At 39.7% G+C, this 23,668-nt stretch carries 19 protein-coding genes; 13 read left to right on the forward strand and 6 right to left on the reverse strand.

Annotated elements, in window-relative coordinates; all coding sequences use genetic code 11:
- Nucleotides 1–3 precede the first annotated feature (3 nt).
- Nucleotides 4–1,842 (reverse strand): glutamine--fructose-6-phosphate transaminase (isomerizing), encoded by a 1,839-nt coding sequence (gene glmS / locus ACH30E_RS10915; protein ID WP_490824837.1) that lies wholly within the window; start codon nt 1,840–1,842, stop codon nt 4–6.
- 96 nt (nt 1,843–1,938) lie between these two features.
- On the opposite strand from glmS, the gene ACH30E_RS10920 reads away from it, so the two are divergent.
- Both ACH30E_RS10920 and ACH30E_RS10925 read left to right on the forward strand, forming a co-directional pair.
- Nucleotides 1,939–2,538 carry a GNAT family N-acetyltransferase gene (locus tag ACH30E_RS10920; protein WP_490824838.1) on the forward strand — a complete coding sequence of 200 codons (600 nt, stop codon included), beginning with the start codon at nt 1,939–1,941 and terminating at the stop codon, nt 2,536–2,538.
- A 333-nt stretch (nt 2,539–2,871) separates the two neighbouring features.
- Entirely contained in the window at nt 2,872–3,276 is a 405-nt protein-coding gene (locus ACH30E_RS10925; RefSeq protein WP_490824839.1) for a hypothetical protein, read from the forward strand.
- Nucleotides 3,277–3,476: 200 nt separating this feature from the next.
- On the opposite strand, the gene mgtE is transcribed toward ACH30E_RS10925, so the two are convergent.
- Nucleotides 3,477–4,868: a magnesium transporter gene (gene mgtE / locus ACH30E_RS10930; RefSeq protein WP_294994872.1), complete on the reverse strand. Its 1,392-nt coding sequence runs from the start codon at nt 4,866–4,868 to the stop codon at nt 3,477–3,479.
- A 90-nt stretch (nt 4,869–4,958) separates the two neighbouring features.
- Between mgtE and ACH30E_RS10935 the strand changes: the two genes are divergently transcribed.
- From ACH30E_RS10935 to ACH30E_RS10945, 3 genes are all read left to right on the forward strand, one after another.
- The gene (locus ACH30E_RS10935) at nt 4,959–5,342 is read left to right on the forward strand and encodes an SET domain-containing protein (RefSeq protein ID WP_294994869.1); all 384 of its coding nucleotides are present in this window, start codon (nt 4,959–4,961) and stop codon (nt 5,340–5,342) included.
- A gap of 5 nt (nt 5,343–5,347) precedes the next feature.
- Nucleotides 5,348–6,160: a helix-turn-helix transcriptional regulator gene (locus ACH30E_RS10940; RefSeq protein ID WP_294994866.1), complete on the forward strand. Its 813-nt coding sequence runs from the start codon at nt 5,348–5,350 to the stop codon at nt 6,158–6,160.
- 64 nt (nt 6,161–6,224) lie between these two features.
- Nucleotides 6,225–6,683: a DUF6265 family protein gene (locus ACH30E_RS10945; protein WP_294994862.1), complete on the forward strand. Its 459-nt coding sequence runs from the start codon at nt 6,225–6,227 to the stop codon at nt 6,681–6,683.
- Between the two features lie 205 nt (nt 6,684–6,888).
- On the opposite strand, the gene ACH30E_RS10950 is transcribed toward ACH30E_RS10945, so the two are convergent.
- Nucleotides 6,889–7,770 carry a bestrophin family protein gene (locus ACH30E_RS10950; RefSeq protein ID WP_490824840.1) on the reverse strand — a complete coding sequence of 294 codons (882 nt, stop codon included), beginning with the start codon at nt 7,768–7,770 and terminating at the stop codon, nt 6,889–6,891.
- A gap of 103 nt (nt 7,771–7,873) precedes the next feature.
- Between ACH30E_RS10950 and ACH30E_RS10955 the strand changes: the two genes are divergently transcribed.
- The 3 genes from ACH30E_RS10955 to ACH30E_RS10965 all read left to right on the forward strand — a co-directional run bounded on the left by ACH30E_RS10955 (nt 7,874) and on the right by ACH30E_RS10965 (nt 11,872).
- Entirely contained in the window at nt 7,874–9,235 is a 1,362-nt protein-coding gene (locus tag ACH30E_RS10955) for a GH1 family beta-glucosidase (protein ID WP_490824841.1), read from the forward strand.
- A 288-nt stretch (nt 9,236–9,523) separates the two neighbouring features.
- Complete coding sequence (locus ACH30E_RS10960) at nt 9,524–11,206, forward strand: DUF3472 domain-containing protein (protein WP_490824842.1); 1,683 nt, start codon at nt 9,524–9,526, stop codon at nt 11,204–11,206.
- A 264-nt stretch (nt 11,207–11,470) separates the two neighbouring features.
- Complete coding sequence (locus ACH30E_RS10965) at nt 11,471–11,872, forward strand: hypothetical protein (protein WP_490824843.1); 402 nt, start codon at nt 11,471–11,473, stop codon at nt 11,870–11,872.
- 70 nt (nt 11,873–11,942) lie between these two features.
- Here the strand turns inward: ACH30E_RS10965 and treA are convergent, their stop codons facing one another.
- Genes treA through ACH30E_RS10980 form a run of 3 tightly spaced genes read right to left on the reverse strand, consistent with a single transcriptional unit; the run spans nt 11,943 to nt 15,834 of the window.
- Nucleotides 11,943–13,442: an alpha,alpha-trehalase TreA gene (treA, locus tag ACH30E_RS10970; RefSeq protein WP_490824844.1), complete on the reverse strand. Its 1,500-nt coding sequence runs from the start codon at nt 13,440–13,442 to the stop codon at nt 11,943–11,945.
- Nucleotides 13,435–14,691 (reverse strand): MFS transporter, encoded by a 1,257-nt coding sequence (locus tag ACH30E_RS10975; protein WP_490824845.1) that lies wholly within the window; start codon nt 14,689–14,691, stop codon nt 13,435–13,437. Before ACH30E_RS10975 ends, treA begins: the two co-directional genes overlap by 8 nt.
- Nucleotides 14,692–14,709: 18 nt before the next feature.
- A complete protein-coding gene (locus ACH30E_RS10980) occupies nt 14,710–15,834 on the reverse strand; it encodes a lactonase family protein (protein WP_490824846.1) in 1,125 nt (374 codons plus the stop codon).
- 341 nt (nt 15,835–16,175) lie between these two features.
- Here ACH30E_RS10980 and ACH30E_RS10985 point away from each other — a divergent pair, with 341 nt between their 5' ends.
- From ACH30E_RS10985 to ACH30E_RS11005, 5 genes are all read left to right on the forward strand, one after another.
- Nucleotides 16,176–17,402, forward strand: coding sequence for a peroxiredoxin family protein (locus ACH30E_RS10985; protein ID WP_490824847.1), 1,227 nt, complete (start codon nt 16,176–16,178; stop codon nt 17,400–17,402).
- Between the two features lie 682 nt (nt 17,403–18,084).
- Entirely contained in the window at nt 18,085–19,548 is a 1,464-nt protein-coding gene (locus ACH30E_RS10990; RefSeq protein WP_490824848.1) for a hypothetical protein, read from the forward strand.
- A gap of 25 nt (nt 19,549–19,573) precedes the next feature.
- Entirely contained in the window at nt 19,574–21,439 is a 1,866-nt protein-coding gene (locus tag ACH30E_RS10995) for an autotransporter outer membrane beta-barrel domain-containing protein (RefSeq protein WP_490824849.1), read from the forward strand.
- A 23-nt stretch (nt 21,440–21,462) separates the two neighbouring features.
- Complete coding sequence (locus ACH30E_RS11000) at nt 21,463–22,698, forward strand: hypothetical protein (protein ID WP_490824850.1); 1,236 nt, start codon at nt 21,463–21,465, stop codon at nt 22,696–22,698.
- Complete coding sequence (locus ACH30E_RS11005) at nt 22,695–23,657, forward strand: hypothetical protein (RefSeq protein WP_490824851.1); 963 nt, start codon at nt 22,695–22,697, stop codon at nt 23,655–23,657. The genes ACH30E_RS11000 and ACH30E_RS11005 overlap by 4 nt, the downstream gene beginning before the upstream one ends.
- Nucleotides 23,658–23,668 lie beyond the last annotated feature (11 nt).

Consider the following 23,668-nt stretch of genomic DNA (forward strand, 5'->3'; position numbering starts at 1 on the left):
TGCTTATTCTACTGTTACACTTTTGGCAAGGTTTCTTGGTTTGTCCACATCTAAACCTTTTGCCAATCCAACATAATAACTCAATAATTGTAATGGAATACAACTGAGTAATGGTGCAATTACTTCATCAGTATCGGGAACAAACATAACATCATCGGCCATGCCTGGAATAATATCATCGTTTGTAGTTGCTACCGCAATTACTTTACCCTTTCTTGCTTTGATTTCCTGCACATTGGAAACAATTTTCTCATAATAAGAGTCTTTGGTTGCGACAAATACAACCGGCAGATTTTCATCTACCAATGCAATTGGTCCATGTTTCATTTCTGCAGCCGGATAACCTTCTGCATGGATATAAGAAATCTCTTTTAGTTTTAAAGCACCTTCCAACGCAACGGGGAAATTGTATCCGCGACCCAGGAACAGGAAGTCGCTGGCGTCTTTATATTTTTCTGCTATGCGTTGGATATTTGAAGTATCAGCCAGAATCTCTTTTACTTTTTCCGGTACCGATTCCAGTTCTTTCATTAATGAGAAATACCTGTTTTGATCGATGGTGCCTTTTGCATAACCAATTTTCAATGCCATCATTGCCAATACAGCTAACTGACCTGTGAATGCTTTGGTACTTGCTACGCCAATTTCTGGTCCGGCGTGTGTGTAGGCGCCTGCATGACTTAATCTCGCTATACTGCTTCCAACAGCGTTAACTACGCCGAAAATGAATGCACCTTTTTCTTTGGCGCTTTCTAGTGCTACTAATGTATCTGCAGTTTCACCACTTTGAGAAATGGCAATAATTACATCTCCCTGGTTTACTACCGGGTTTCTGTAACGGAACTCAGATGCATATTCTACTTCAACCGGAATTCTGCACAATTCTTCTATCTGGTATTCAGCAATTAGTCCGGCATGCCAACTGGTACCGCAGGCGACAATCAAAATACGTTGTGCATTTTTCAATGCTTCAATATGGTTGTCAACACCGCTCATGATGATCTGTCCTGTTTGTGGCAATAACCTTCCTCTCAGGCAATCAAAAATGGTATCAGGTTGTTCATGAATTTCTTTGAGCATGAAATGATCATAGCCACCTTTTTCAATGGCAGCCAGTTCCATATCAAGTTTGGTAATGAATGGTGTTTGTTTTTCATTACCTAAATTTTTCAGGATCAGTTCATCTGGTTTAACGATGGCGATTTCATAATCGTTTACATACACTACTTCTTTGGTGTATTCTATGATGGGTGAAGCATCACTGGCCAGAAAATGTTCGCCTTTTCCGATGCCAATAACAAGCGGACTTCCTTTTCTTGCCGCAAGAATAGTTTCGGGGTCATCGTTTGAAATGAGCAGGATACAATAGGCACCTACAATACGTTTCAAAGCAATACGCAGCGCTTCTTCGAGTGTGCAGTTATTGTTTTTTTTGATGTCTTCAATAAAGTTCAACAATACTTCTGTATCTGTATCGCTTTTGAAGCTATAGCCTTTAGAAATCAATTCCTGTTTAATAGGGGCGTAGTTTTCTATGATACCGTTGTGTATCATGGCCAGTTCGCCACTTTGTGAAACATGCGGGTGGGCATTGCGATCACTGGGTTCACCGTGGGTGGCCCATCTTGTATGCCCAATTCCGATATGAGCCTGTACATCTTTACCCACTGTGTCTTCTTCCATCTCGGCCACTTTACCTTTTTTCTTATACACGTTTAGTTTGCCATTATTCAATAATGCTACTCCTGAACTATCATACCCTCTGTATTCCAGTCTTTTTAAACCTTTTAATACAATCGGATAGGCTTCTCTGTGTCCTGTATAGCCAACAATACCGCACATAATTTTTCACTTTAATAGGTCAATAATCAACGGTAACTTTCCTTTTTGAAAACTTACCAGAACTGCAAATATTCAACTTAAACTTAAATAAATTCAATGCATTACACATTCAATCTTTCAAAAGAATATGTTTTAGAAGATGATTGCGTTTTATTGCGTCCTTTAGCCATGGAAGACTGCGAGAATCTGCGGTATTTTTCCGCGAATGAACCGGATATCTGGACTTACTCCTCGCAAAAAGCAGCAGGAGAGGAGCATTTAAAAAAATATATTGCAACGGCACTGGAAGCAAGGGCTGCTGGTAATGAATATCCTTTTATTGTTTTTGATAAGAGAACGAATGAGTATGCTGGCAGTACACGTTTTTACGATATTCAGTTGCAGCACCATACGTTACAGTTAGGATTTACCTGGTACGGTAAGAAATTTCAGGGAACTGGATTGAACAAGCATTGTAAATATTTACTACTAAAGTTTGCCTTTGAACAATTGGGCATGGAAAGAGTAGAGTTTCGTGCCGACAACCTCAACGCCAGAAGTATTGCAGCCATGAAAAGCATAGGATGCACAGTTGAAGGCATATTACGCAGCCACACCATCAAATCCGACGGAACCCGCAGAGATTCCATCGTTCTGAGCATTTTAAAACACGAATGGTTCGAGCATGTCAAGCAGCGTATCGAAGCTCAGTTATAGCAGGTAGCAGATGGTCCATGGTCGATAGTCCATAGACCATAGTCGATAGGCCATGGTTTGTTGTTTATCTACTAATTAGGTGAGTGAAAGAAAAGTAGTATTAGTTCACAATGCCTTCAAACCATGGTCCATGGACTATAGACTATGGTCTAAGGCCTATCTGCTATTCATGTGAATGAAAGAAAAGTAGTACTAGTTCACAATACCTTCAAACTATGGTCCATGGACTATCGACTATGGTCTATCTGCGTCTTTTCGCAGTTGACTACTGATAAATTTTAAGTAACTTTGTTCTATAGACAGTCCCCCCCGCTGAATCTATTTTTTAAAGTTATGCAACAGCGGACACTTGTAACCAACACCGAAGACATTCGTAGTATCGCAAGAGAGATAAATATCTTTTCTTGTAAAAGACAGATTTTTAAAGTTCAGTTGAACCAGTTTTCAGAATCGGAGAATTTCGAAGTGGAGAAAAGACTGGTCAGACTTTATTCTCTTGGTCAACACAGAATTTGGGCAGTATTGCCTGTTTATACCATCATTATTTACCTGGCATTGGTTTTTACCAAAATCATTCCATATGGTGAACTGGGTATAGTACCAACGATTCTTTTATATGCACCTTTTGCGTTTGGTGCCATACTACTGTTGAAAGTTTTGACAGCATGGTATGCAAAGCGTTCACTGATTAAGTTGTCGCATGAATTAAATGCTGCACCTTCCTTTGTTTTCGGCTAACTTTTCTGAGCATTCGATTGATAAAAGTTTCACCTCAGCCGGTGGAACTTTTTTTATTTACAATAATCATGATAATCCGTGTTCCATCATACGCTCCTGTATAGGTCGTGAAAAATTTCCCCAGAAATCAATAACATATAATTCCTGGCTTTACCATGGACCATGGACCATCGACCATGGACTATAGCCCCGGCTATATGCTAAAGCAACAACCCCTGCAGAAAGAAATACGCAAAACTGAAATAGATGATAAGTCCTGTTACATCTACCATTGTAGCAACAAAAGGTGCAGATGAAACAGCGGGGTCGGCACCCAGTTTTTTCAGGAATATCGGTAGCATTGAACCAGATAATGTGCCCCAGAGCACAACACCTATCAGGGAGAAGCCAACCGTAAAGGCAATCATCATCCAATGTTCACCATAAATTTCTGGAAAGAAGGAATGCCATACAGAAACACGTATAAAACCAATGATGCCCAATACGGAGCCCAATAATAAACCACTTAAAATTTCTCTTCTCAATACACGCCACCAATCGCTAATGGATATTTCACCAACCGCCATCGCCTGTATTATAAGGGTTGATGCCTGTGAGCCACTATTACCTCCACTTGATATAATCAAGGGTACAAATAAGGCAAGCACAACTGCTTTGGCGATCTCATCTTCAAAATAACCCATCGCAGTAGCTGTAAGCATTTCACCCAAAAAAAGTACAATCAGCCAGCCAACCCTTTTCCTGAAAAGTTTGAATAAAGGAATATCCAGATAAGGTTCATTCAATGCTTCCGTACCACCAATTTTTTGCATGTCTTCACTGAACTCTTCATTGGCTACCCATAACATATCATCGATGGTAACAATGCCCAGTAGTACATTATGATCATCTACTACAGGAAGCGCCACGCGGTTATTCATTTTAAATACCTGATTGGCATGTTCCTGATCGTCGTTTACATTTAGTGAAACTACACGACCATCTATTATTTCATCAATGCGTTTATCGGGTGGTGCAAGGATAACATCCCTGATCCTGATATCATCAATTAGTGCACCCGTTTCATCGATTACATAAATCACATCAATGGTTTCACTGTTCTTGCCAAATTTCCGGATGGTAGAAAAAACCTCAGAAACTTTATTGTAGGCATACACATACACATAATCGGGTGTCATCAACCTGCCTACACTGTCTTCCGGATAACCCAGCATCGCCAGGGTAATTTTACGTTCTTCAGGATCCAGTAGTTTGATGAGATCACGAATGGCTGCTTTAGGAAGTTCTTCTAAAAAGTCGGTCCGGTCATCCGCAGGCAATTCATTCAACAACTCTGCTGTTTTTGCAGAAGGAAGTTCTTTTACAATATCTTTCTGTTGCGCAATATCCAGGATCTTAAAAACACTGGCCGCCCGATGAATGGCCATATTGGCAATAATCTGAGCCTCATATTCAGGGAAATCATTGATCAGTTCAGCCACGTCGCTGATATTCTGGTGATCCAGGAATTCCCTGATCTCCAGCTTATCTTCTTTTGCAATGAGCAATTCGAACTGCTCATTGATTCCGGGATGTTCTAATTCGAGCGACATAGGCGCAATTTACGGGGGATTGTGCAATAGGCAAACCGGAAACCTCTAAATCGTTGTAATTTGCCCTGCGCTAATCCTTACATTTATCTTATGATACTTCCGATACTTTCTATTGCAGCATCCCCTGAGAGAGGAAGGGGGGTGTTTACCACAGCAGATATTGAAACAGGTACCATTGTTGAAATATCTCCTGTATTGGTACTCGATCCGGAAGAGAGAAGCAAAGTAGAACAGACCATGTTGTTCAATTATATTTTCGAATGGGGCGATGACCTGAAAGGAGCCTGTGTTGCGTTGGGATATTTATCGGTTTATAACCATTCCTATACCGCTAATTGTATTTATGAAATGGATTTTGAACATGAATTGATGCAGATTAGAACAGTTAAACCCATTAAGGCAGGAGAAGAACTTTTCATCAATTATAATGCAGACCCGGATGATGCCAAACCCATTTGGTTTGAAGTAAGCTGAAATAAATGGATTACCAAACTTATATACCAAGGGATGATCTGGCTGCATTTATAAAATGCTATTGGACTTTATCTGCACCAGCTTCCGGCACTGAAGAAAGACAACGTATTGTGCCCGATGGCTGTATGGAAATGATTTTTCATTCCGGCGATTTGTACCGGCAATATTTACCAGATGCGACAGCTATTTTACAACCACGCTATTTTGTTTTCGGACAAATTACCCAACCCCTCGAAATAGCCGCAACAGGAGCAACAAAAATCTTTGCGGTACGCTTTCATCCCGAAGGATTTCTGCCTTTTATTCAAATGCCCATTCAGGAAATGGATAACAAAGCAGTAGACCTGACCCATCTATTCGGTACCGAAGGGAAATTATTAGGAGAAAAAATAGTTGGCGAACAAACAGTAGCAACACAAATAAAACTGGTAGAAGATTTTTTACTGCAACAAATCAAAAACCCGCTAACGATCGACCGGATAGCAGCCTCTAGTGTACAAGCCTTACTCGAATTAAAAGGCCAGCTTTCTGTGGACGCACTGGCCGACCAGATTCAGGTGCATCGCCGGCAACTCGAAAGAAAATTTGCCACAGTTATCGGTTTAAGTCCAAAACAATTGGCGAAAATTATTCGTTTACAAGCGGCATTAAAAATGATGCAGGAGAAAAAATTTACACACTTAACAGAACTAGCCTATGAAAATGGGTATTTCGATCAGGCACATTTTATCAAAGACTTCAAAGAGTTTACAGGCGTTACCCCCGGAGAGTTTTATGCAGACCAATTAAAAATGAGTCATTTATTCAGTGGTTCCTGAGTATTGTCGCGATTTTACAATTTTAAATAAGTAGATAATCTCAGTTTTGAAAAAAAATAATAGCATGAAAAGGATGATAGTCATGGTTGCATTATTACTGGCAGGTAATATGGCCCTGGGACAGCAAATTAAAGCCGTTCAGTGGATGTTGGGTAAATGGATAATAAATACACCGCAGGGTGCGATAATGGAAATATGGGAGGCCAAAAACGATAGTACGCTAAAAGGTAAATCTGTATTTGTAAAATCTAACAACGATACTATTCCTCAGGAGCAGATTGAATTAGCTTTTCGAAATGGCAGTTGGTATTATATACCTACGGTAGGTAACCAGAACAACGGTCAGCCTGTTTCATTTAAACTGATCTATTTACGCGGAACAGAATTCATCAGCGAAAACCCAACCCACGATTTCCCCCAACGAATAGCCTATAGGCGTATAAAGCAAAACCTATATGCCAGCATTGAGGGTAAAAGAAATGGACAGTATAGCAAACAGAATTTTGATTTTATAGCTGAATAGTTTTAGCCACAGATTCACAGATTTTGAACAGATAATCTGTGAATCTGTGGCTAAATAATAAATTTACAGGTGCCTATATAATTCCTGAACCCGCTTCATTTCAAACGTTTGGAAAGTTTTAAACCCTTCCCAAAGCGCAACCATAAAAATCTGCCATCTGCCATCCTCCAATTCAAATCCGCCATCAGCGATCAGACATCCGCCATCAATGAATTATATCCTGCACATTCTTCCCAATGTTCTCTGCAATTTTTTGCATCGGTAAATCATTGTCGTCTTTGCCAAATGGATCTTCAATTTCTTCTGCAATTAATTCAAGGCTTGCAAGTACATAGAATATAAATACCACTACAGGAATGGTTAATATACCGAGTGAAAGAGCAAATCCTAATGGTAAAGTAATTACATAGAGGAAAATAAATTTCTTGATAAATGCACTGTAAGAATAGGGAATAGGCGTGTTTTTAATTCTTTCACAAGCTCCACAGATATCGAGAAAGGATTGTAATTCATTGTTTAAAAACAATAACTGGTAATCACTGATTACTTTATCGCGGTGCAGCAGGTTGATTTTATTCATCAATAACATAACAATCTGGTTAGGTATATGCTTGCTACTGTCGAAGCCTGCTATTTCAGGATGTGGATTTGTATCCAGGGCCAGTCTTGTTTTTTCATTTTGTAAATGCAACCTTAGCTCCTGTGCAAACAGCGGGATAAGTTTTTTGAAGAAAGTCCTGTTTTTATCATCATCAATAGGAAGGATACTGTTGATTTTAACGGCAAGGTTTCGGCTATTATTGACCAATGCGCCCCATAATTTTCTACCCTCCCACCAGCGGTCGTAGGCTGTATTGGTTCTGAAAACCAGCAGCATTGAAATGGCAAAGCCAAGCAGGCTATGCATTACCGTGATGTTTTTAGCATAGCTTCCTTCGGAGAGCTTTAAATAGTTTGCCTCGAGGTAAACTATACCCCATGAGTATAATCCGATAAAGATGAGAAGGGGAAAAAGTTGGCGGATGGTTTCTGTTTTATGAAAACTAAATAAGAAACGCATCCAGTCTTTTGGGTTATAGCTGATCATGGAATAAAAGTAATCATCCCAATGCAATCTTGTATACAGTCCGTAACAAAAGCTTAATATTGGTCAACCGTCATGAACACAGAATTTTGCAGAAAGCAACCTCTTGCACCAACAGCACGCATTATCTAAATCATCTTTCGGCAGGAACTTTCAGTGGGGTGTAGCCATTTCTGCGGCACAGAATGAAGGTGCATGGAATATTGATGGACGTGGTCCCTCCATCTGGGATCAGTTTGCAAGAAAACAGGGGAAAATAAAAGGCAGCGCCAAACCTTACCAGGCCTGCGATTTTTACTATCGTTATAAAGATGACCTGATGCTGGTGAAAGCCATGGGTTTCGATTGCTTTCGCTTTTCCATCTCCTGGAGCAGGATATTACCTGAGGGTATGGGTAGGGTAAACAAAGATGGAATAGCTTTTTACAACAAACTGATTGATGAGTGTTTGCAGCTTGGGTTAACCCCTTATGTTACCTTATACCATTGGGATCTGCCATTGGCATTGCACAAAGATGGTGGCTGGACGAGTCACCAGATGCTTAAATGGTTTACGAGATTTGTTCAGGTATGTACGCATGCCTTCGGTGACAGGGTAAAAAATTGGATCGTACTCAATGAACCAATGGGGTTTACCTCGCTTGGTTATATGATAGGAAAACATGCACCAGGTAAAACAGGGCTGAGTAATTTTCTTCCTGCTGTACATAATGCTATTCTTTGTCAGGCAGAAGGGGGTAGACTTATTCGATCAGAAATTTCGAGAGCCAATATTGGCACCAGTTTTTCTTGTAGTGAAGTAGTACCATATACACAAAGGGAAGAAGATATAAAAGCGGCAAAAAGAGCAGATATACTGCTTAACCGGTTATTCATAGAACCTTTACTCGGCCGTGGATATCCGCAGGAAGCAGGGTTTACACTGCTCGATAAACTGCATATTTACAACAAAGCCTGGAAGTACACAGAGCGCATGCAGTTTAATTTTGATTTTATCGGTATCCAGAATTACTTCAGTACAACGGTAAAACATAATCCACTCATTCCATACATACAGGCATCCGAGGTAAAAGCTGCAACACGGAAAGTTCCTCATACAGATATGGGATGGGAAGTAAATGCAGATAGCTTTTACCGCATGATCAAACGTTTTTGGTTATATGGGGGCGTTAAAGAAATTATGATTACAGAAAGCGGCGCATTTTATAAAGACCAATTGATGAATGGCATCATTGCTGACACCCAAAGAATTGCATACTTTGAACAATATCTTTCAGCCGTTCTTCGTGCAAAAAAAGAAGGGGTGAATATCGGAGGTTATTTCGCCTGGACCCTCACCGATAATTTTGAATGGGCCGAAGGCTATCATGCCCGATTTGGATTGGTACATGTTGATTTTAAAACACAGTTGCGCACCATCAAGCAATCAGGATATTGGTTCCGCGATCTTTTGTACAATAAGCTTTGAAGAAGGGACTTAGCTTCAGGCTACAAGCTTCTAGCCACTAGCTTCTAGCTACTAGTTTTTTTTCTTTTAATTTAACCATCCACAAGTGTAAATAAGGTAATTAAATATTTATTTTAAATAGGATTCTTACAAAACAAATTCGTAAGCCCTGTCAATAATTCAAATAATAGCAGAAAATCTAAAACAAGCACCCATTAAGGCTTGTAGCTTGCAGCCTGAAGCTTGCAGCTAATATTCCCCCCATTCCTGAATTGTTTCAGTAAGTTTGGAGTCACTAAAAACTAAAGCATGCGGGCAATTATTGGCTTGTTCGGAATCCTCCTTTTCGCAACTACAGTATCAATAGCACAAACAAAGCAGGTACTGCCTTTTTATACGTTGTATGAGACCACCAAAGATATCAAGGTTGTAAAAAATCGTTCTTCTTTACGGAAAGATGCATTGGTTTGGACTGATACCACCAAAAGATTGCGTTTCTATATGCACAATGCAAGAACAGGGCAACTTAATATTGCATTGCAGGCAATGGCCACTAAAGCTGTAAAGCAAATAACACTTGAAGTAAAAGGGAAAACCTTTCGTTTTTCCGTACCAGTATCTTCAAAGCCGCGTGAAATAAAAATAGGTAGTCTACAACTAACAGATACTGGTTTTGTTGAACTGGTATTATCCACTAAAAAATTATTACCGGGTAATGCAGGCATCGGTAACCTGATACTATCCGGCGAAGCAGCAGAAGGAATGCGTTTTAACGCCAAAGAAAGACTCAATGCCGCTTCTGTTCACCTACGTTATCCATTGGCTGACTCAATTAAAGCGATTGGTTTTTATAATGAAGTAACAGTGCCTGCAGGGTATGATCCTGTGCATAGTTATTATATGGCTACCGGGTTCTCGCGTGGTTATTTTGGCATACAGGTAAACAGCGAGCAGGAACGCCGGGTTATTTTTTCTGTATGGGATGCCGGAAATGAAGCCATCGACCGCAACAAAGTAGCTGATTCTAACAGAGTGAAACTATTGGCAAAAGGAGATGGTGTAGTGGCGAATGATTTCGGAAATGAAGGTACAGGCGGACATAGTCATTGGGTGTATAACTGGAAAGCAGGTGAGACTTATCGTTTTCTGGTAACAGCACTTCCGGACAGTGCATCTCAAACCACTATTTATACGGGTTATTTCTTTGTACCTGAATTACAAAGATGGAAACTCATTGCAGCATTCAGGGCACCAAGAGATGGCAATACACTGAATAAACTGTATTCATTTAATGAAAATTTCTGGGGCGATAACGGACATTTACAACGTCGTGCATTATTTGGTAACCAATGGGTACAACAACAACGTGGAGGAAGATGGGTGCCCTTAACCGATGCGATATTTACAACTGATGCAACAGGAAAAGCAGGTGATCGTTTCGATATTGGCGCTGGTATTACAGGCGAACAGTTTTATATGTGGAACGGTGGTTTTAAAGAACAGGAGGCAAAACCAAACGATCAGTTTAAAAGACCTAATACATCAAAAGCACCATTAATCGATTATACCAAAGATGCAGATACACTGGCACAAGCGAAAAAAGATATTGCTGAGATTGCTGAAGCTGTTAAAGCCGGTAAGATCGATACTACAGGGAGTATAGAATCTGTGTACTACCATATTTTATCACAAGGCACTGGCGAATACGTATCTGTAACCGATACAGTAACGGTTCATTATAAAGGATCTCTATTATCAGATGGAAGCATATTCGATAAAACCCGCGATAAACCAGCCACATTTCCTTTGCGTAGACTTATACGCGGATGGCAGTTGGCATTGCCTAAATGCAAGGTAGGAGGTAAAGTACGGGTAATCATCCCCTCCGCCCAAGCCTACGGCATAAGAACCCGCAGCAAGGATATCCCACCGAATAGTATATTGGTATTTGATATAGAAGTCGTTGCGGTTATGAAGGCTGCTAGCTACTAGCTTCTAGCTGCTAGTATAGCGAATGATGGAACACAGATTTTCATGATTTTCAAGATCTATCATGATAAATCTTGAAAATCATGAAGATCCGTGTTCCATCATACTCGACACCTACAACTCACGGTTAAATTTCCCCGGACAACAATGACTTGCAGCTTGCAGCTCAATTATTGACAACTTATGCAGGTTCGCAACTAATTGCTTGCAAAGGCCGGAAAAGCTGTTTAACTTAAGACTATCTACTTTTAACGATAAACCTTGCCTATGAAAGCGGCTCGTCAATTAACGATCGCGATGTTGCTGTTGGCAACAGTTGCAGCATTATATGTTGGTTATCAACTCATCGCTGACCCAACAGGAAGTACCTTGAGTATTCCCGTTTATTTTCTTAATGGAACTATGTTCAAAGATTTCGGCACACCCGGCTGGGTCATACTGCTGTCGATCGGGGTACTGGGCTTAATCACACTTTTAACCGTGATAAAAAAACTCAGACACTTTCATGTATTTGTGGTGGTTCAGGGCATCATCATTTGTTTACTGGTTATTGCCCAAATGATCATTATTGGTGAAGAATACATCCTTCAATACCTCTTCCTCATGCTCGGCATGGCCATTGCCATTGTAGGCGGGCTGTTGGGGCAGGTGGATAGGAGGAAGAAATGAGAAATAAGGAATAAGAAATAAGAAATAAGGAATAAGAAAGTAATATTTCAACTTTCTCATTCCTTATTTCTTATTCCTTATTCCTCATTTTCATTGCCAGATACACTCCATTCGTCCAGCCAAACCCATCCTGATTGGGGTATTCGCCGCCGCCGGCTTTTGTTTGTATGTTTTGTACATTGTATTTTTCCATCATCTTACCAGTTTCGGCGTAGGTTTGTTCGTTGAGGCTTGTCCATCTTTCTTTTATTGTATCAGCCAGTTCATTTAGTTGGTAATTGCATAGTCCCTGATAGGTTACCCATTGTAACGGGGCCCATCCATTTGGCGCATCCCATTGCTGCCCTGTTTCCAATGTGGTGGTTAATACACCTCCTGCTCCCAATAATTTTTCGTTGATGGTATTTGCCACAGCGATTGCCTGCTCCTTGTTTGAAAGCATGATAAAAAGCGGGAAGCAACCTGCCATGGTAATGCGGTTGCTGTTTTGTTTTGTTTTTAGGTTATAGTCGAAATAATAACCGGCTGCTTCATTCCAGCAATACTGTTGTATCGCTTTTGTGCGGTTGTTTATTTTATTGGTGAACGCTTTAACTGCTTCCTCATTTTTATTTTGAAGGTAGGCGCTCAATAATGTTTTTTCGAGGTTCAGTAATAAACAGTTCAGGTCAACAGGTATAAGGTCTGTAGTCTGAATGGTATGCATTTGTTTTTCCTCAGCAAACCACCTGCTGCTGAAATCCCAGCCCGATTCTGCTGCGGCCCTTATATGCCTGTATATATCTGTAGCCTGCTGCTTTGATTCCTGCGCAATATGAAGGTCTTCAATATAGGCTTCCGGTCTGGGAGAAGGGTCATCGTCCCAATACCTGTTTAAAACAGTACCATCGGCCATTCTTACAACCCTGCGGTGTGTTGAATGATTTTCTGTTAGCTGGTCTGTGCCATCCATCCAGAATGCATATTCTTTTTCAAGAGCGGGTAAATATTCCTGAAGTATTTTATTTCCTTTTTCTTCCTCTAAAATGCCCACCATCATAGCGAAAAATGGAGGTTGCGAACGACTGATATAATAAGTTCTGTTGCCATTCGGGATATGCCCGATATGCTGAATGAGATAGGCAAAATTATTAACCATGTTTTCAATCAGATCATACCTGTTACTCACCGCTAATCCAAGCATGGTGAAATAGCTGTCCCAATAATAGATCTCTCTGAATCTTCCTCCGGGAACAATATAGGGGAAGGGCAATGGGATTAAAGTGCCACCGGTATCAGCGGGCTTTCTTTGTAAAACCTGCCATAATTCCTCTAAATGTTCAGGTAGGGGTTTTTGAGCGGAACTGTAATCAGCAGTATGGTCCTCGGGTAAATCGAAATAATGAATTACAAAACTGTGCAGGTCAAAACCAGGTTTATTCTTTTGAGATGAATAAGCTTCAAGAATATCAGCAACACTGGCTTTAGGAACTGCATCCACAAAATATTTTGAGTCTGAAAATATACCAGACTGCTGAACTGTTTCATACAGTGGTAATAATGAGGTAATATGGAATAAATCTTTACGCATTTGACCCATTTTCCGTTGACTGTTTAAATTTTTTCTGTAGTCTGCTAAATAGAATCAGGCATATTACCAGTATGGCCATAGGAATCAGTGAAAAATAAAAAGCCTGCTTGCCATCGTAATGCTGAAAAATATTCCCGGTAATGATAGATCCTGTTGTGCCACCGAGGGCAGAGAAAATAATGATGAGTCCCGACATCAGTCCATGCTGCTTCACCGGCAAAGTACTCAGGATAACAGAGTTGACAGCAGGATATATAGGTGCAAGTAATAAACCGATCATGGGAAATACAAATGCAGCAATTGGAGCAGTAGACCATCCTGTAATTGATGCACCTGCAGATTTTTCTGCAAGTGGGATAGCAACCAATACCAAAACAGCTGCAAGTATTAGACAACTAATCAATACCAATAACCAGTTTAATCGCTTTAATACAATACCTGCGAGGAAACGACCTATAGCTGTAGATCCAGCAAGTATACTGGCCATTTGTATGCTAAGTGCGGCAGGCAGTAATAATACCTTATTGTTGAAGGTTGGCAGCCAGCTCATGATGCTTTGTTCTATGAGTACATAAAAAAACGCACAGAATACGAATGCCCCAACAATAGGTTGTGCCGCCAGCTTGTAAATTTCTTTGAATTCGTTTAGTATCGATTTGTTTTCACTCACGTTAGCAGAAGATTCATCAAGTTGGGCTGACCAGAGTAATAAAAATGCCAATAAAGAAATACCACCCAACAGGTAATACACATTCAGCCAGGCGGTAGACTGGGGATTGCTGTCGTCCACAAAATAACTGAATATGAAATAGCCGGTAAGTATACCAATCATAAAGAACGACTCAATAAAATTCATTAGACTGATATGTTCTTTTTCATTTTTTGTAACCAGTCCGATGGTACTGTAAACCGACATTTTAATCAATGCAAAAGAAGCACCTACTGCTGCAAATAATAATTTCGTTGTAAAAAAGCTGGCAGTAAATGGCATGATAAAACATATGATGGTAATAAAGCCAAGTGCAATCAGCATAGCGCGTTTGTAGCCAATGCGAACGATATAGGAGGAAACAAGGAAAGATACAATGGCAATACTCAGGTCTTTAAAAGCCTCGAGTACCGAAGCCGCACTTTCAGATACCCCGAAATTTTGTTGTACCTGTAAAATGACTGTCCCTACACTATTCAGTAATATGGCAAAAACAAAATAGTTGAGGAAGAGGGAGGTTTTGATTTTCCAGTTTTGCATAAGCAGTAGTTGAAATTATTATTGTTGAACGGGAAGTAGTTTTAAACAAACCGGGTTGGGTACTTCTACCTGTCTGAGCAATTGCTGCAGCATACCTGTTGCCTTGTCTACTTTGTAGACAACGATATTGTTGGTTTTCTGATTGGCAACTAAAATGAAATTGCCATTGGGTGCAATAATGAAATTTCTTGGTCCAGCTCCTGGAACTGCCTGGTAACCTTTAGCAGTTAATTTTCCTGTTTGCGGATCAATGGCAAAAATGGCCAGATTGTTCTCATCGCCTCTGTTCGAAGCGTACAAAAATTTTCCATCTGGCGATACATGTATGTCTGCACTGCCGGGTTGTCCGGTATAATCTGCCGGGTGTGTAGCAATGGTTTGGATGCCTGTCATAAACCCATTATTATAGCGGTAAGCTTTGATGGTGCCACTGAGTTCTTCCAACACATACACAAACCGCTGGTTAGGATGAAAATCAAGATGTCGAGGTCCACTGCCAGGTGCTGAAGCAGCAAAAGGCATTGCAGCGGGTTTTAGTGGTTTTTTTTGTGTTGGATTGAATTGATAAAGCATTACTTTATCTGTTCCTAAATCCGGGGCAAGAATATATTTATCATCAGGCGAAAAAAATGTCGCATGTACATGGGGTTTGGTCTGTCGGGTTTTGTCAACACTGCTGCCTGTATGTTGTATGAGTTGGGCATAGGGTAATAAGCCGCCTTCCTTGTCTATGGGTAATGCGGCAAGATTGCCTCCTGTATAATTTCCAACAATAACCCATTTGCCTGTTTTGTCAACTGAAACAAAACATGGATGATCACCACCGCTAGGCTGACTGTTGATATAATATAATTGACCTGTGGCCTGGTCAAAATCGTAGGAACTCAGGTAACCAGGCTGGTCGCCGCCGGTTTCATTTACCGAATAAAGTTTAGAACCATCGGGGGAAACGGCCAGGAATGAAGGGTTGGTAGCGCTGTCGGTACTGCTGACCCATTGTACCTCGCCATTTTGTGAGTTAAAGCGAAACACATAGATCCCTTTACTTTTACCAGAGGTATAAGTGCCGACAAAAAGATAATGATCCTGTGCCAGTACAGTAAAGCTGAACAGGCATAGCGTAATCGCAAGCAAGAGTCTCATAAGGGTTGGCTTTGCCCTAAGATAGGGAATTTTGATGGCTGATGTCTGATGGCTGATGTTGGATTTGGATTTTTGGATGTCAGATGGCAGATTTCAGATTTGGTGAGGAGGGTACTTTTGGGAAGTTGTGAGACTTTCCAAAAGTTTGAATTGAGCGGGATGTTAATGGAACGCAGATTACCATAATAATCTATATGCCACAGTTTCCTATTGATTTTAGGCTCATGTTCGCAGATTGCTCATTTATAATCTGTGAATCTGTGGCTAAAAATACGCTCCCCCGACTTTATTAACACACTTATTCAGTAGACTATCCTAATTTCGCATCCGAAATGAATATTATGAAACGTATATTTCCAGCAGTAGTATTGTTTTTTGCAGCATGTACCGGCAATCATACAAGCTTAACAACCGGTGAATGGCAGGGCAAGTTATTACGGGAAGATGGTAACCATATTGTATTCAATTTTGAAGTGCAACAAATAAAGGATAGTATTCGCTGGATTATCAAGAATGGAGAAGAGCGAATTGAAGTAACGGATATCCGAACCGATGGTGATTCAATATGGGTGCAGATGCCGGTTTTTGAATCTTCTTTTAAATTAAAGAAAGAGGGTAATGGCAGTTTAAAAGGTATCTGGACGAAAGCCGGTTCGGCTGGTTTTCTGGATATGCCTTTTGAGGCAGTAGCAAATAAAACAGAACGCTTTACTGTTAATGCTGCCACAACAAAAAATATTACCGGCACATGGTCTGTTCGTTTTTTCCGAGCCGATGGTTCGCCAAGACCAGCTATCGCCACATTTGTACAAAACAATGCGGAACTAACCGGAACTTTTATAACACCTACGGGCGACTATCGTTACCTGAAGGGAGTAGTGGATGGAGACTCACTAAAACTTTCAACTTTTGATGGGAGTCATGCTTATTTATTTAAAGCCTTCATCAATAAAGACAGTGCCATCAGCAATGGTTTTTATTATTCCGGAGCCACCAGTATTGAACCATGGGAAGCGATTAAAAATGATACAGCCAGTTTGCCTGATGTTGCGGCTATGTATTTAAAAGATGGAGAAGAAAAACTCAATTTCAGTTTTCCGGATCTGGATGGGAAAAAAGTATCTATCAACGATGACCGATTTAAAAACAAAGTGGTGATTGTACAAATCATGGGCTCCTGGTGTCCGAATTGTATGGATGAAACAGCGTTCTTAAGTTCGTTTTATAAGCAGTATAAAGACAAAGGCGTAGAAGTTGTGGCGCTTGCTTATGAATATTATGAAGACTATAACCTCGCAGTGAACAGTGTCAGGAAATTTCAAAAAAGATTTGATGTTCAATATCCGATGTTGGTAACAGGTGTAACGGTTTCAGATACCTTGCGAACAGAAAAAACATTGCCGCAACTCACTAAAATAAAATCTTTTCCCTCTACTATTTTCATTGGTAAAGATGGCAAAGTGGCCAAGATTCATGCAGGATTTGAAGGCCCGGGTACTGGAAGCAGGTATACTGCTTTGAAGCAGGAGTTTATTGCTACGGTGGAAAAAATGCTGGGTAATCGCTGACGACTGATGGAGGATGTTGGATTTTATTTTTGGATGTCAGATGGCAGATGTCAGATTTGGATAGTGATTAACGGCTGGTTTATTAGTGAGAATAATTTAGCCACAGATGCACAGATTAATCGTTTATAATCTGTGCATCTGTGGCTATTATGCGAATCAAGGGCTAAAGGACGTATGGCTATAAACCAATGATATATTTGCTTTCGATGAAACATACTTAATAGGTACCCAATTCATAGTTCAATCCTTGATTCGTATTTATTGTTTTAATAGTGGGTATTTAATCGAATAAAGTTCACTGGTATTGTCTTATAGTGAGAATATGAGGACTTTATCAGCTTAAAAATGTTGCCACACATTTTATATGTGAACTTAAAATGAAATTTTTGTTGATGATTTTATATGCTAAAATAATCTGATTCATTAAGTATCAATTGTTTATACTAAAAAACAGTATCGCTACCGTTTTTTCCTCGTAGAAAAATGGGTGTTTTTCTCTTTTGAATTCTTGAATGTTCCTCTTAGGTTTGTTTTACCGATTAAATTTTACCCTTCCCGGTTTAATATTGGTATTTTCTCTTATCCCCCCTTTGAGAAAATTAGTTCCATTTAATTTTTTATGCGCCTGTTACACAGATAACAGGGATAGTAGATTATTATTCATGAATCTGATTCTAAACCTATGTTGAATAGAAAGGGGGCTAGTTTCTCGTCATTGTATCTTTTAATTTTTTTCCTGTTGTTGCATACGGTTTCATTTGGTGCAAGTGATACTACTATAAATACTATTCAGCCACATCAAATCAAAGGGGTTGATTTTCAAAAAATTGATAGGGGGATCGAAAAAATTTCAAATCGTTTAAAAGCAAGTACAGCAAAAGTATTAAAGCGAATGCGGAAAAAGGAATTGAGCTTGTTGCGTAAACTTCAGAAACGTGATAGTGTGTTAGCCGCTAATATTTCCCAGCAACAAGTTGATTCGATTTATAAACAGAAGCTGAACCAACTAGGTAAGACAACTGCAAGTTTTTCCAGTGCAGGTGAGTACTTTCCATCTCTTGATAGTTTGAACACGGGGTTGGCGTTTTTAAAGAAATCGGGTAGTGTGTTGTCAAACGAGAAGTTAGCTCAGATAGGCAATTTATCTGCGGACATTGGTAAGTTACAGCAACAATTTAAAACTACAGCAGATTTACAGACTTTTCTTACTGAGCGTAAAAGTCAATTGAAACAATATTTAAGTAATGCTTCACTTGTAAAAGAATGGAAAAGGGTTAATAAAGAAATTTATTATTACCAGCAACAAATCCGTGAGTATAAAGAATTGCTGAAACACCCAGATAAGATGTTGGAAAAAATGATGGGAGTGCTAAGAAAGCAGCCTTCTTTTAGTGCATTCATGGCTAACAATAGCCAGTTGGCTCAATTATTTCGTTTGCCGGGACAATCTTCAAATACCTCCTCGGCTACACCGATAGCAGGCCTGCAAACAAGGGCAGGGATAAGTCAGTTGTTGCAACAACAGTTTCAGACACAGGGAATGCAGGATCCAGGTGCATTTTTTCAGCAGCAGGTAGGTGCAGCGCAGGCAGAGATGAATGCGTGGAAAGAAAAACTGAACCAGTTGGGTGGCGGTAGTGCTGATTTGGAAATGCCGGACTTTAAACCCAATGGACAAAGAACAAAAACTTTTTTACAAAGACTGGAATGGGGGTTGAATATACAATCGCAACGCCCGAATGGATTGTTCCCGGTTACATCAGAATTTGCCCTGATGGTAGGGTATAAGCTCAATGATAAAAGTACGATTGGGTTGGGAACAGCGTATAAAATGGGTTGGGGTAAAAATTTCAATGATATCAGGATAACACACCAGGGGGTAGGCTTGAGGAGTTTTCTAGACATAAAATTAAAGGGAAGTTTTTGGATAACCGGAGGTTATGAACTCAATTATCAGCAGGAGTTTAACCGATTAGACCAGTTAAAAGATTTGAATGCATGGCAGCGTAGTGGATTGATCGGGTTAACAAAGAAATACAGTATTGGAAAGAAGAAAGGTAACCTTCAGTTATTATGGGATTTTTTGAGTTATGGGCAGGTTCCGAGAACTAAGGCGTTGCAATTTAGGGTGGGATATGTTTTCTAAATATTAAATGCGCAAATTCTAATCGATGGATAAAAAGTATTTATTTCTCTTAGGGTTCCTCGGGTCAGTTGCAATAGTATTGGCTAATGATATAGTGCTCCCTGACAATCCCTTTACTCAATCTTGGGTTAAAAATCGATCGAATTATTATTGGAAAAGAAAATTAGGGTTAGTTGATTATTTACCATTGAGTGGAGGAACATTAACAGGAAGTTTGTACGGAACTGTTGCATCCTTTTCTGGAGTAATAAATGCAAATGCAACAGGCGCAAATATACGTTTATATGCTGATGGAACAGGGGCGAATGATGGTTTTTTAGGCAGCGGGAATGATGGTACTTTATATTTTAGAAACTGGGATGGTACAAGAGGGCTGGTGATTAAGCCTTCAGGGGATATTTATTATGAAGGGGGGAAATTTGGAGTTGGAACATCTAGCCCAGCCTACAAATTTGAAGTAGTAAGTACTAACAGTCTGGGAATTAGATTGCAAACATCTGGCTCATCTGTTGGCGCCCCACAAATCGATTTATATGATGCTTCCAGAGCACACGAAACAGTTATTTCTTCAACCGACGGGGCTGTTACGGGAACTTATATCGCGTCCTATAGTAATCATCCGCTGCTTTTCGGTACTAATCATTCTTCTTCACAAATGTCACTTACAACCAATGGAAATCTGGGTATTGGTACAAATACACCTGGTTTAATACCCAATGGCACGGCGAGTGGATCTATTGCAAAACTCGAGGTTAATGGGAACATTCGTATTAATACAATGAGTATGGCAGGTTCTGGAGAAATTGGTAACCTTCAGTTCCTTAAAGCGCATACAGCTACATTGAATACTACTTATTCTACTGCTGAAGTACGAGCTTATACAACAAATGGTTACAATGGAGGGTTAAGGATATATACCAATAAGCATATTGGAAATGGTGATTATGATTTACGACCTATAATGACTTTGGGGCCTGATGGTAATGTAGGAATTGGCAACAATTCACCTAATCATCGTCTTCAAATATCCGGAGGAGATATTGCTTTTGATGCTGAACAAACAGAAAGATTTATTCGCATTAATAATTCATTTGGTGGAGCTATCCGTTTCAGGGGAAATGCTACAACTTCTTCAGACAGGGGATTGCAGTTCGGGAGGTTTGATGGAAATAATAACTGGTCACCTTTGATGACTGTTGATGCGAATTCCGGGTCTGTTGGAATAGGAACGACATTTCCAAATACTTCATTGGATATACAAGGTACGCCATCTTCTACATGGGGAAATATGGTTTTGTATGATAGTAGGTCGGCAAATACCGGAGTTGGTGGAGTTATGGTATTTGGTGGGTATAAAACATCTACTACGAATGGGGCTGTATTCGCAAAGATTGCAGGACAAAAAATGAACAGTATACAGGGGAATGAGGCTGGGAGGCTTCAAATATCTCTTTCTGACGACATGGGCAATGTATCGGAAAAAATGTGTGTAAACAGTAATGGTAATGTTGGGATCGGTATTTCTGATCCCATGGAAAAGTTATCAATAAATGGTAATGTAAAAGCAAAAAAAGTGATTGTGTCTCAAATAGGCTGGCCTGATTATGTTTTTGATTCGTCTTATACACTTCGCTCACTAGCCTCGGTGAATGAATTTATTAAACAACACAAACGTCTTCCTGAAATACCATCAGCGAATGAGGTAGAAGAGAAAGGGATTAGCATAGGAGATAATCAGGCTTTGTTGTTAAAAAAGATAGAGGAACTAACGCTTTACCTGATTAAACAGGATGCAAAGATGGAGTTGTTGACCAGGCAAGTGCAGGACTTAAAAGAGGAAAATGAAACAATAAAAAAAGCAATTTCTAAACCCGCTTTAAATAAACGATAGTGAATAAATATTTGATCATTTGCATGAGTGTATGCTTTAGTATTAAAATTTATGCTCAAAACACATTTCCATCATCTGGAAATGTTGGAATTGGTACTGCTTCCCCAGGGTACAAGTTGACAGTTATGGGGAATATTCATTCTTCGGGTACTATTGGAGGTAGCGGGGGATTTTACAATGTTTTGCAGATTTCACCATTAGGAGAATCACCAGCATATTTTTATTTTGATACAAATATTCCTGCCATAGACGCAGCTGCGCCTCAACTACATGTTACCGGATATACATACGGGGCTGAGAATAAGGCATTAAAATTAACAATAGGTTGGTACCATTATGCAGGAAACTTTTATTGGGCGCAGTATCATAGTGATCTTGGCTACAGAAAGCCTTCGAGAATCCGATTGGGAAAGTACACTAAAAATGGCATCAACTACATAAGGGTGGAAATAGCTAATGATGGTATTTATTGGTCTAACTACAATGTTTCAGCTACTGACCCATTTGGTGCAATAGCTAATTACGAAGGGTGGACATGGGCACAGGGTGAAATGCCATCAGCTACAACATTCGGAATTACAGAGGTCGGTAAATTGAATGATATAGCATTAGATGGAAAACTGGGAATTGGAACAGCTAGTCCACAAGAAAAACTACACGTAAATGGCAACGGACAATTTGATGGAACTGTTACAATAAATAAAAATAGTACAAGACCTATTGTACTTGGGCCGCTTGGTATGATTTATTCACAGGGAGAAAGTGGAGGTTGGGCATTTGGGCATCATGCAAAAAGTGCAACGGGAACAGATTTTGGCGGATTTGGTTTTTTGGGCTCTGATAATAGTCTTGATTATTTCTATATCGGAAGCTGGTATGGCAACCCCAGTTTAGTGGCGTTACCTAATGGAGGTAATATTGGTATTGGTACAAGTGTCCCATCAGAAAAACTTGCTGTAAACGGAAATATAAAGGCCAAAAAAGTAATTGTTTCCCAAAACGGTTGGCCAGATTATGTTTTTACACCTACGTATAAGTTAGCCACATTAAGCGAGATAAAACATTTTCTTGAGAAGAACGGCCATTTGCCAGAAGTGCCATCTGCAAAAGAGGTAAATGAACATGGACTTAGTGTTGGCGATAATATAGCGCTGTTGCTAAAAAAAATTGAAGAACTCACTTTGCATCTGATTAGACTTGACGAAGAAAATGAGATGTTGAAAAAAGCAATCCAAGGAGTTAAGAAATCAAAAAAATGAAAAAGATAGCTTCAATAATTTTGCTGCAATTGTTTTTCCTGAATTTAGTGGGTCAAACAAATACGTTTCCAGTAAATGGTAATGTTGGAATAGGCACATTGCAACCACAACAAAAATTAACAGTTGTTGGAAAAATTACGTCTGCAATAGGTAGTAGTGATTACTACGGAGCATGGCTTGATGGAACGTCTACGAATGCTTTACTCGGATTAGGTCCTTGGCATAATCAGGCGGGTTACCTTAAATGGTATGATAATTCGCATCCAAGACGGCTCTCACTTTACACATCTAGCTCTACGGAGAATCTCACATTTCAGGAATCAGGAGGTAATGTTGGGATCGGGACTACAAATCCTATTAAAAAGTTAGATGTTTGGTCATCCGAAAATGCTTTTGCTGCATCTTTTGGAACAACACTAAGTATCGGGCAATGGTCAGGTATTCATTTTGGTTATAAAGAAAATGGCAATGATTATTATAAACAAGCTGGTTTAGTTTTTGAAAGGACAGCATACAATGCACATGCACCGGGTAAAATACATATTCTAAATACAATTTCTTCCCAAAGCGCAACTTTAAGTGATGCCAAAGTAACTATTGATGAAATTGGTAATATGGGAATAGGGGTTACTTCCCCCTCAGAAAAACTTTCTGTTAATGGGAATATTCGCGCTAAGAAGGTACTGGTTTCTCAATCAGGCTGGCCCGATTATGTTTTTGATTCTTCTTATTCACTCCGCTCTTTATCTGAAGTAGAAGCATTTATTGTTAAGAATAAACATTTGCCTGACATGCCCTCTGCAAAAGAAGTGGAGGAGAAAGGTATTAGTGTGGGTGATAATCAGGCACTACTATTAAAGAAGATAGAGGAACTGACATTGTATTTAATTCGACAGGAGAACACTATAATGGAACAATCCAGAAGGATTTCAAAACTAGAAAAATCCCTAAAAAAATGAACTTATGAAAT

It is taken from the genome of Sediminibacterium sp. FW305-C-61 (assembly GCF_058231065.1).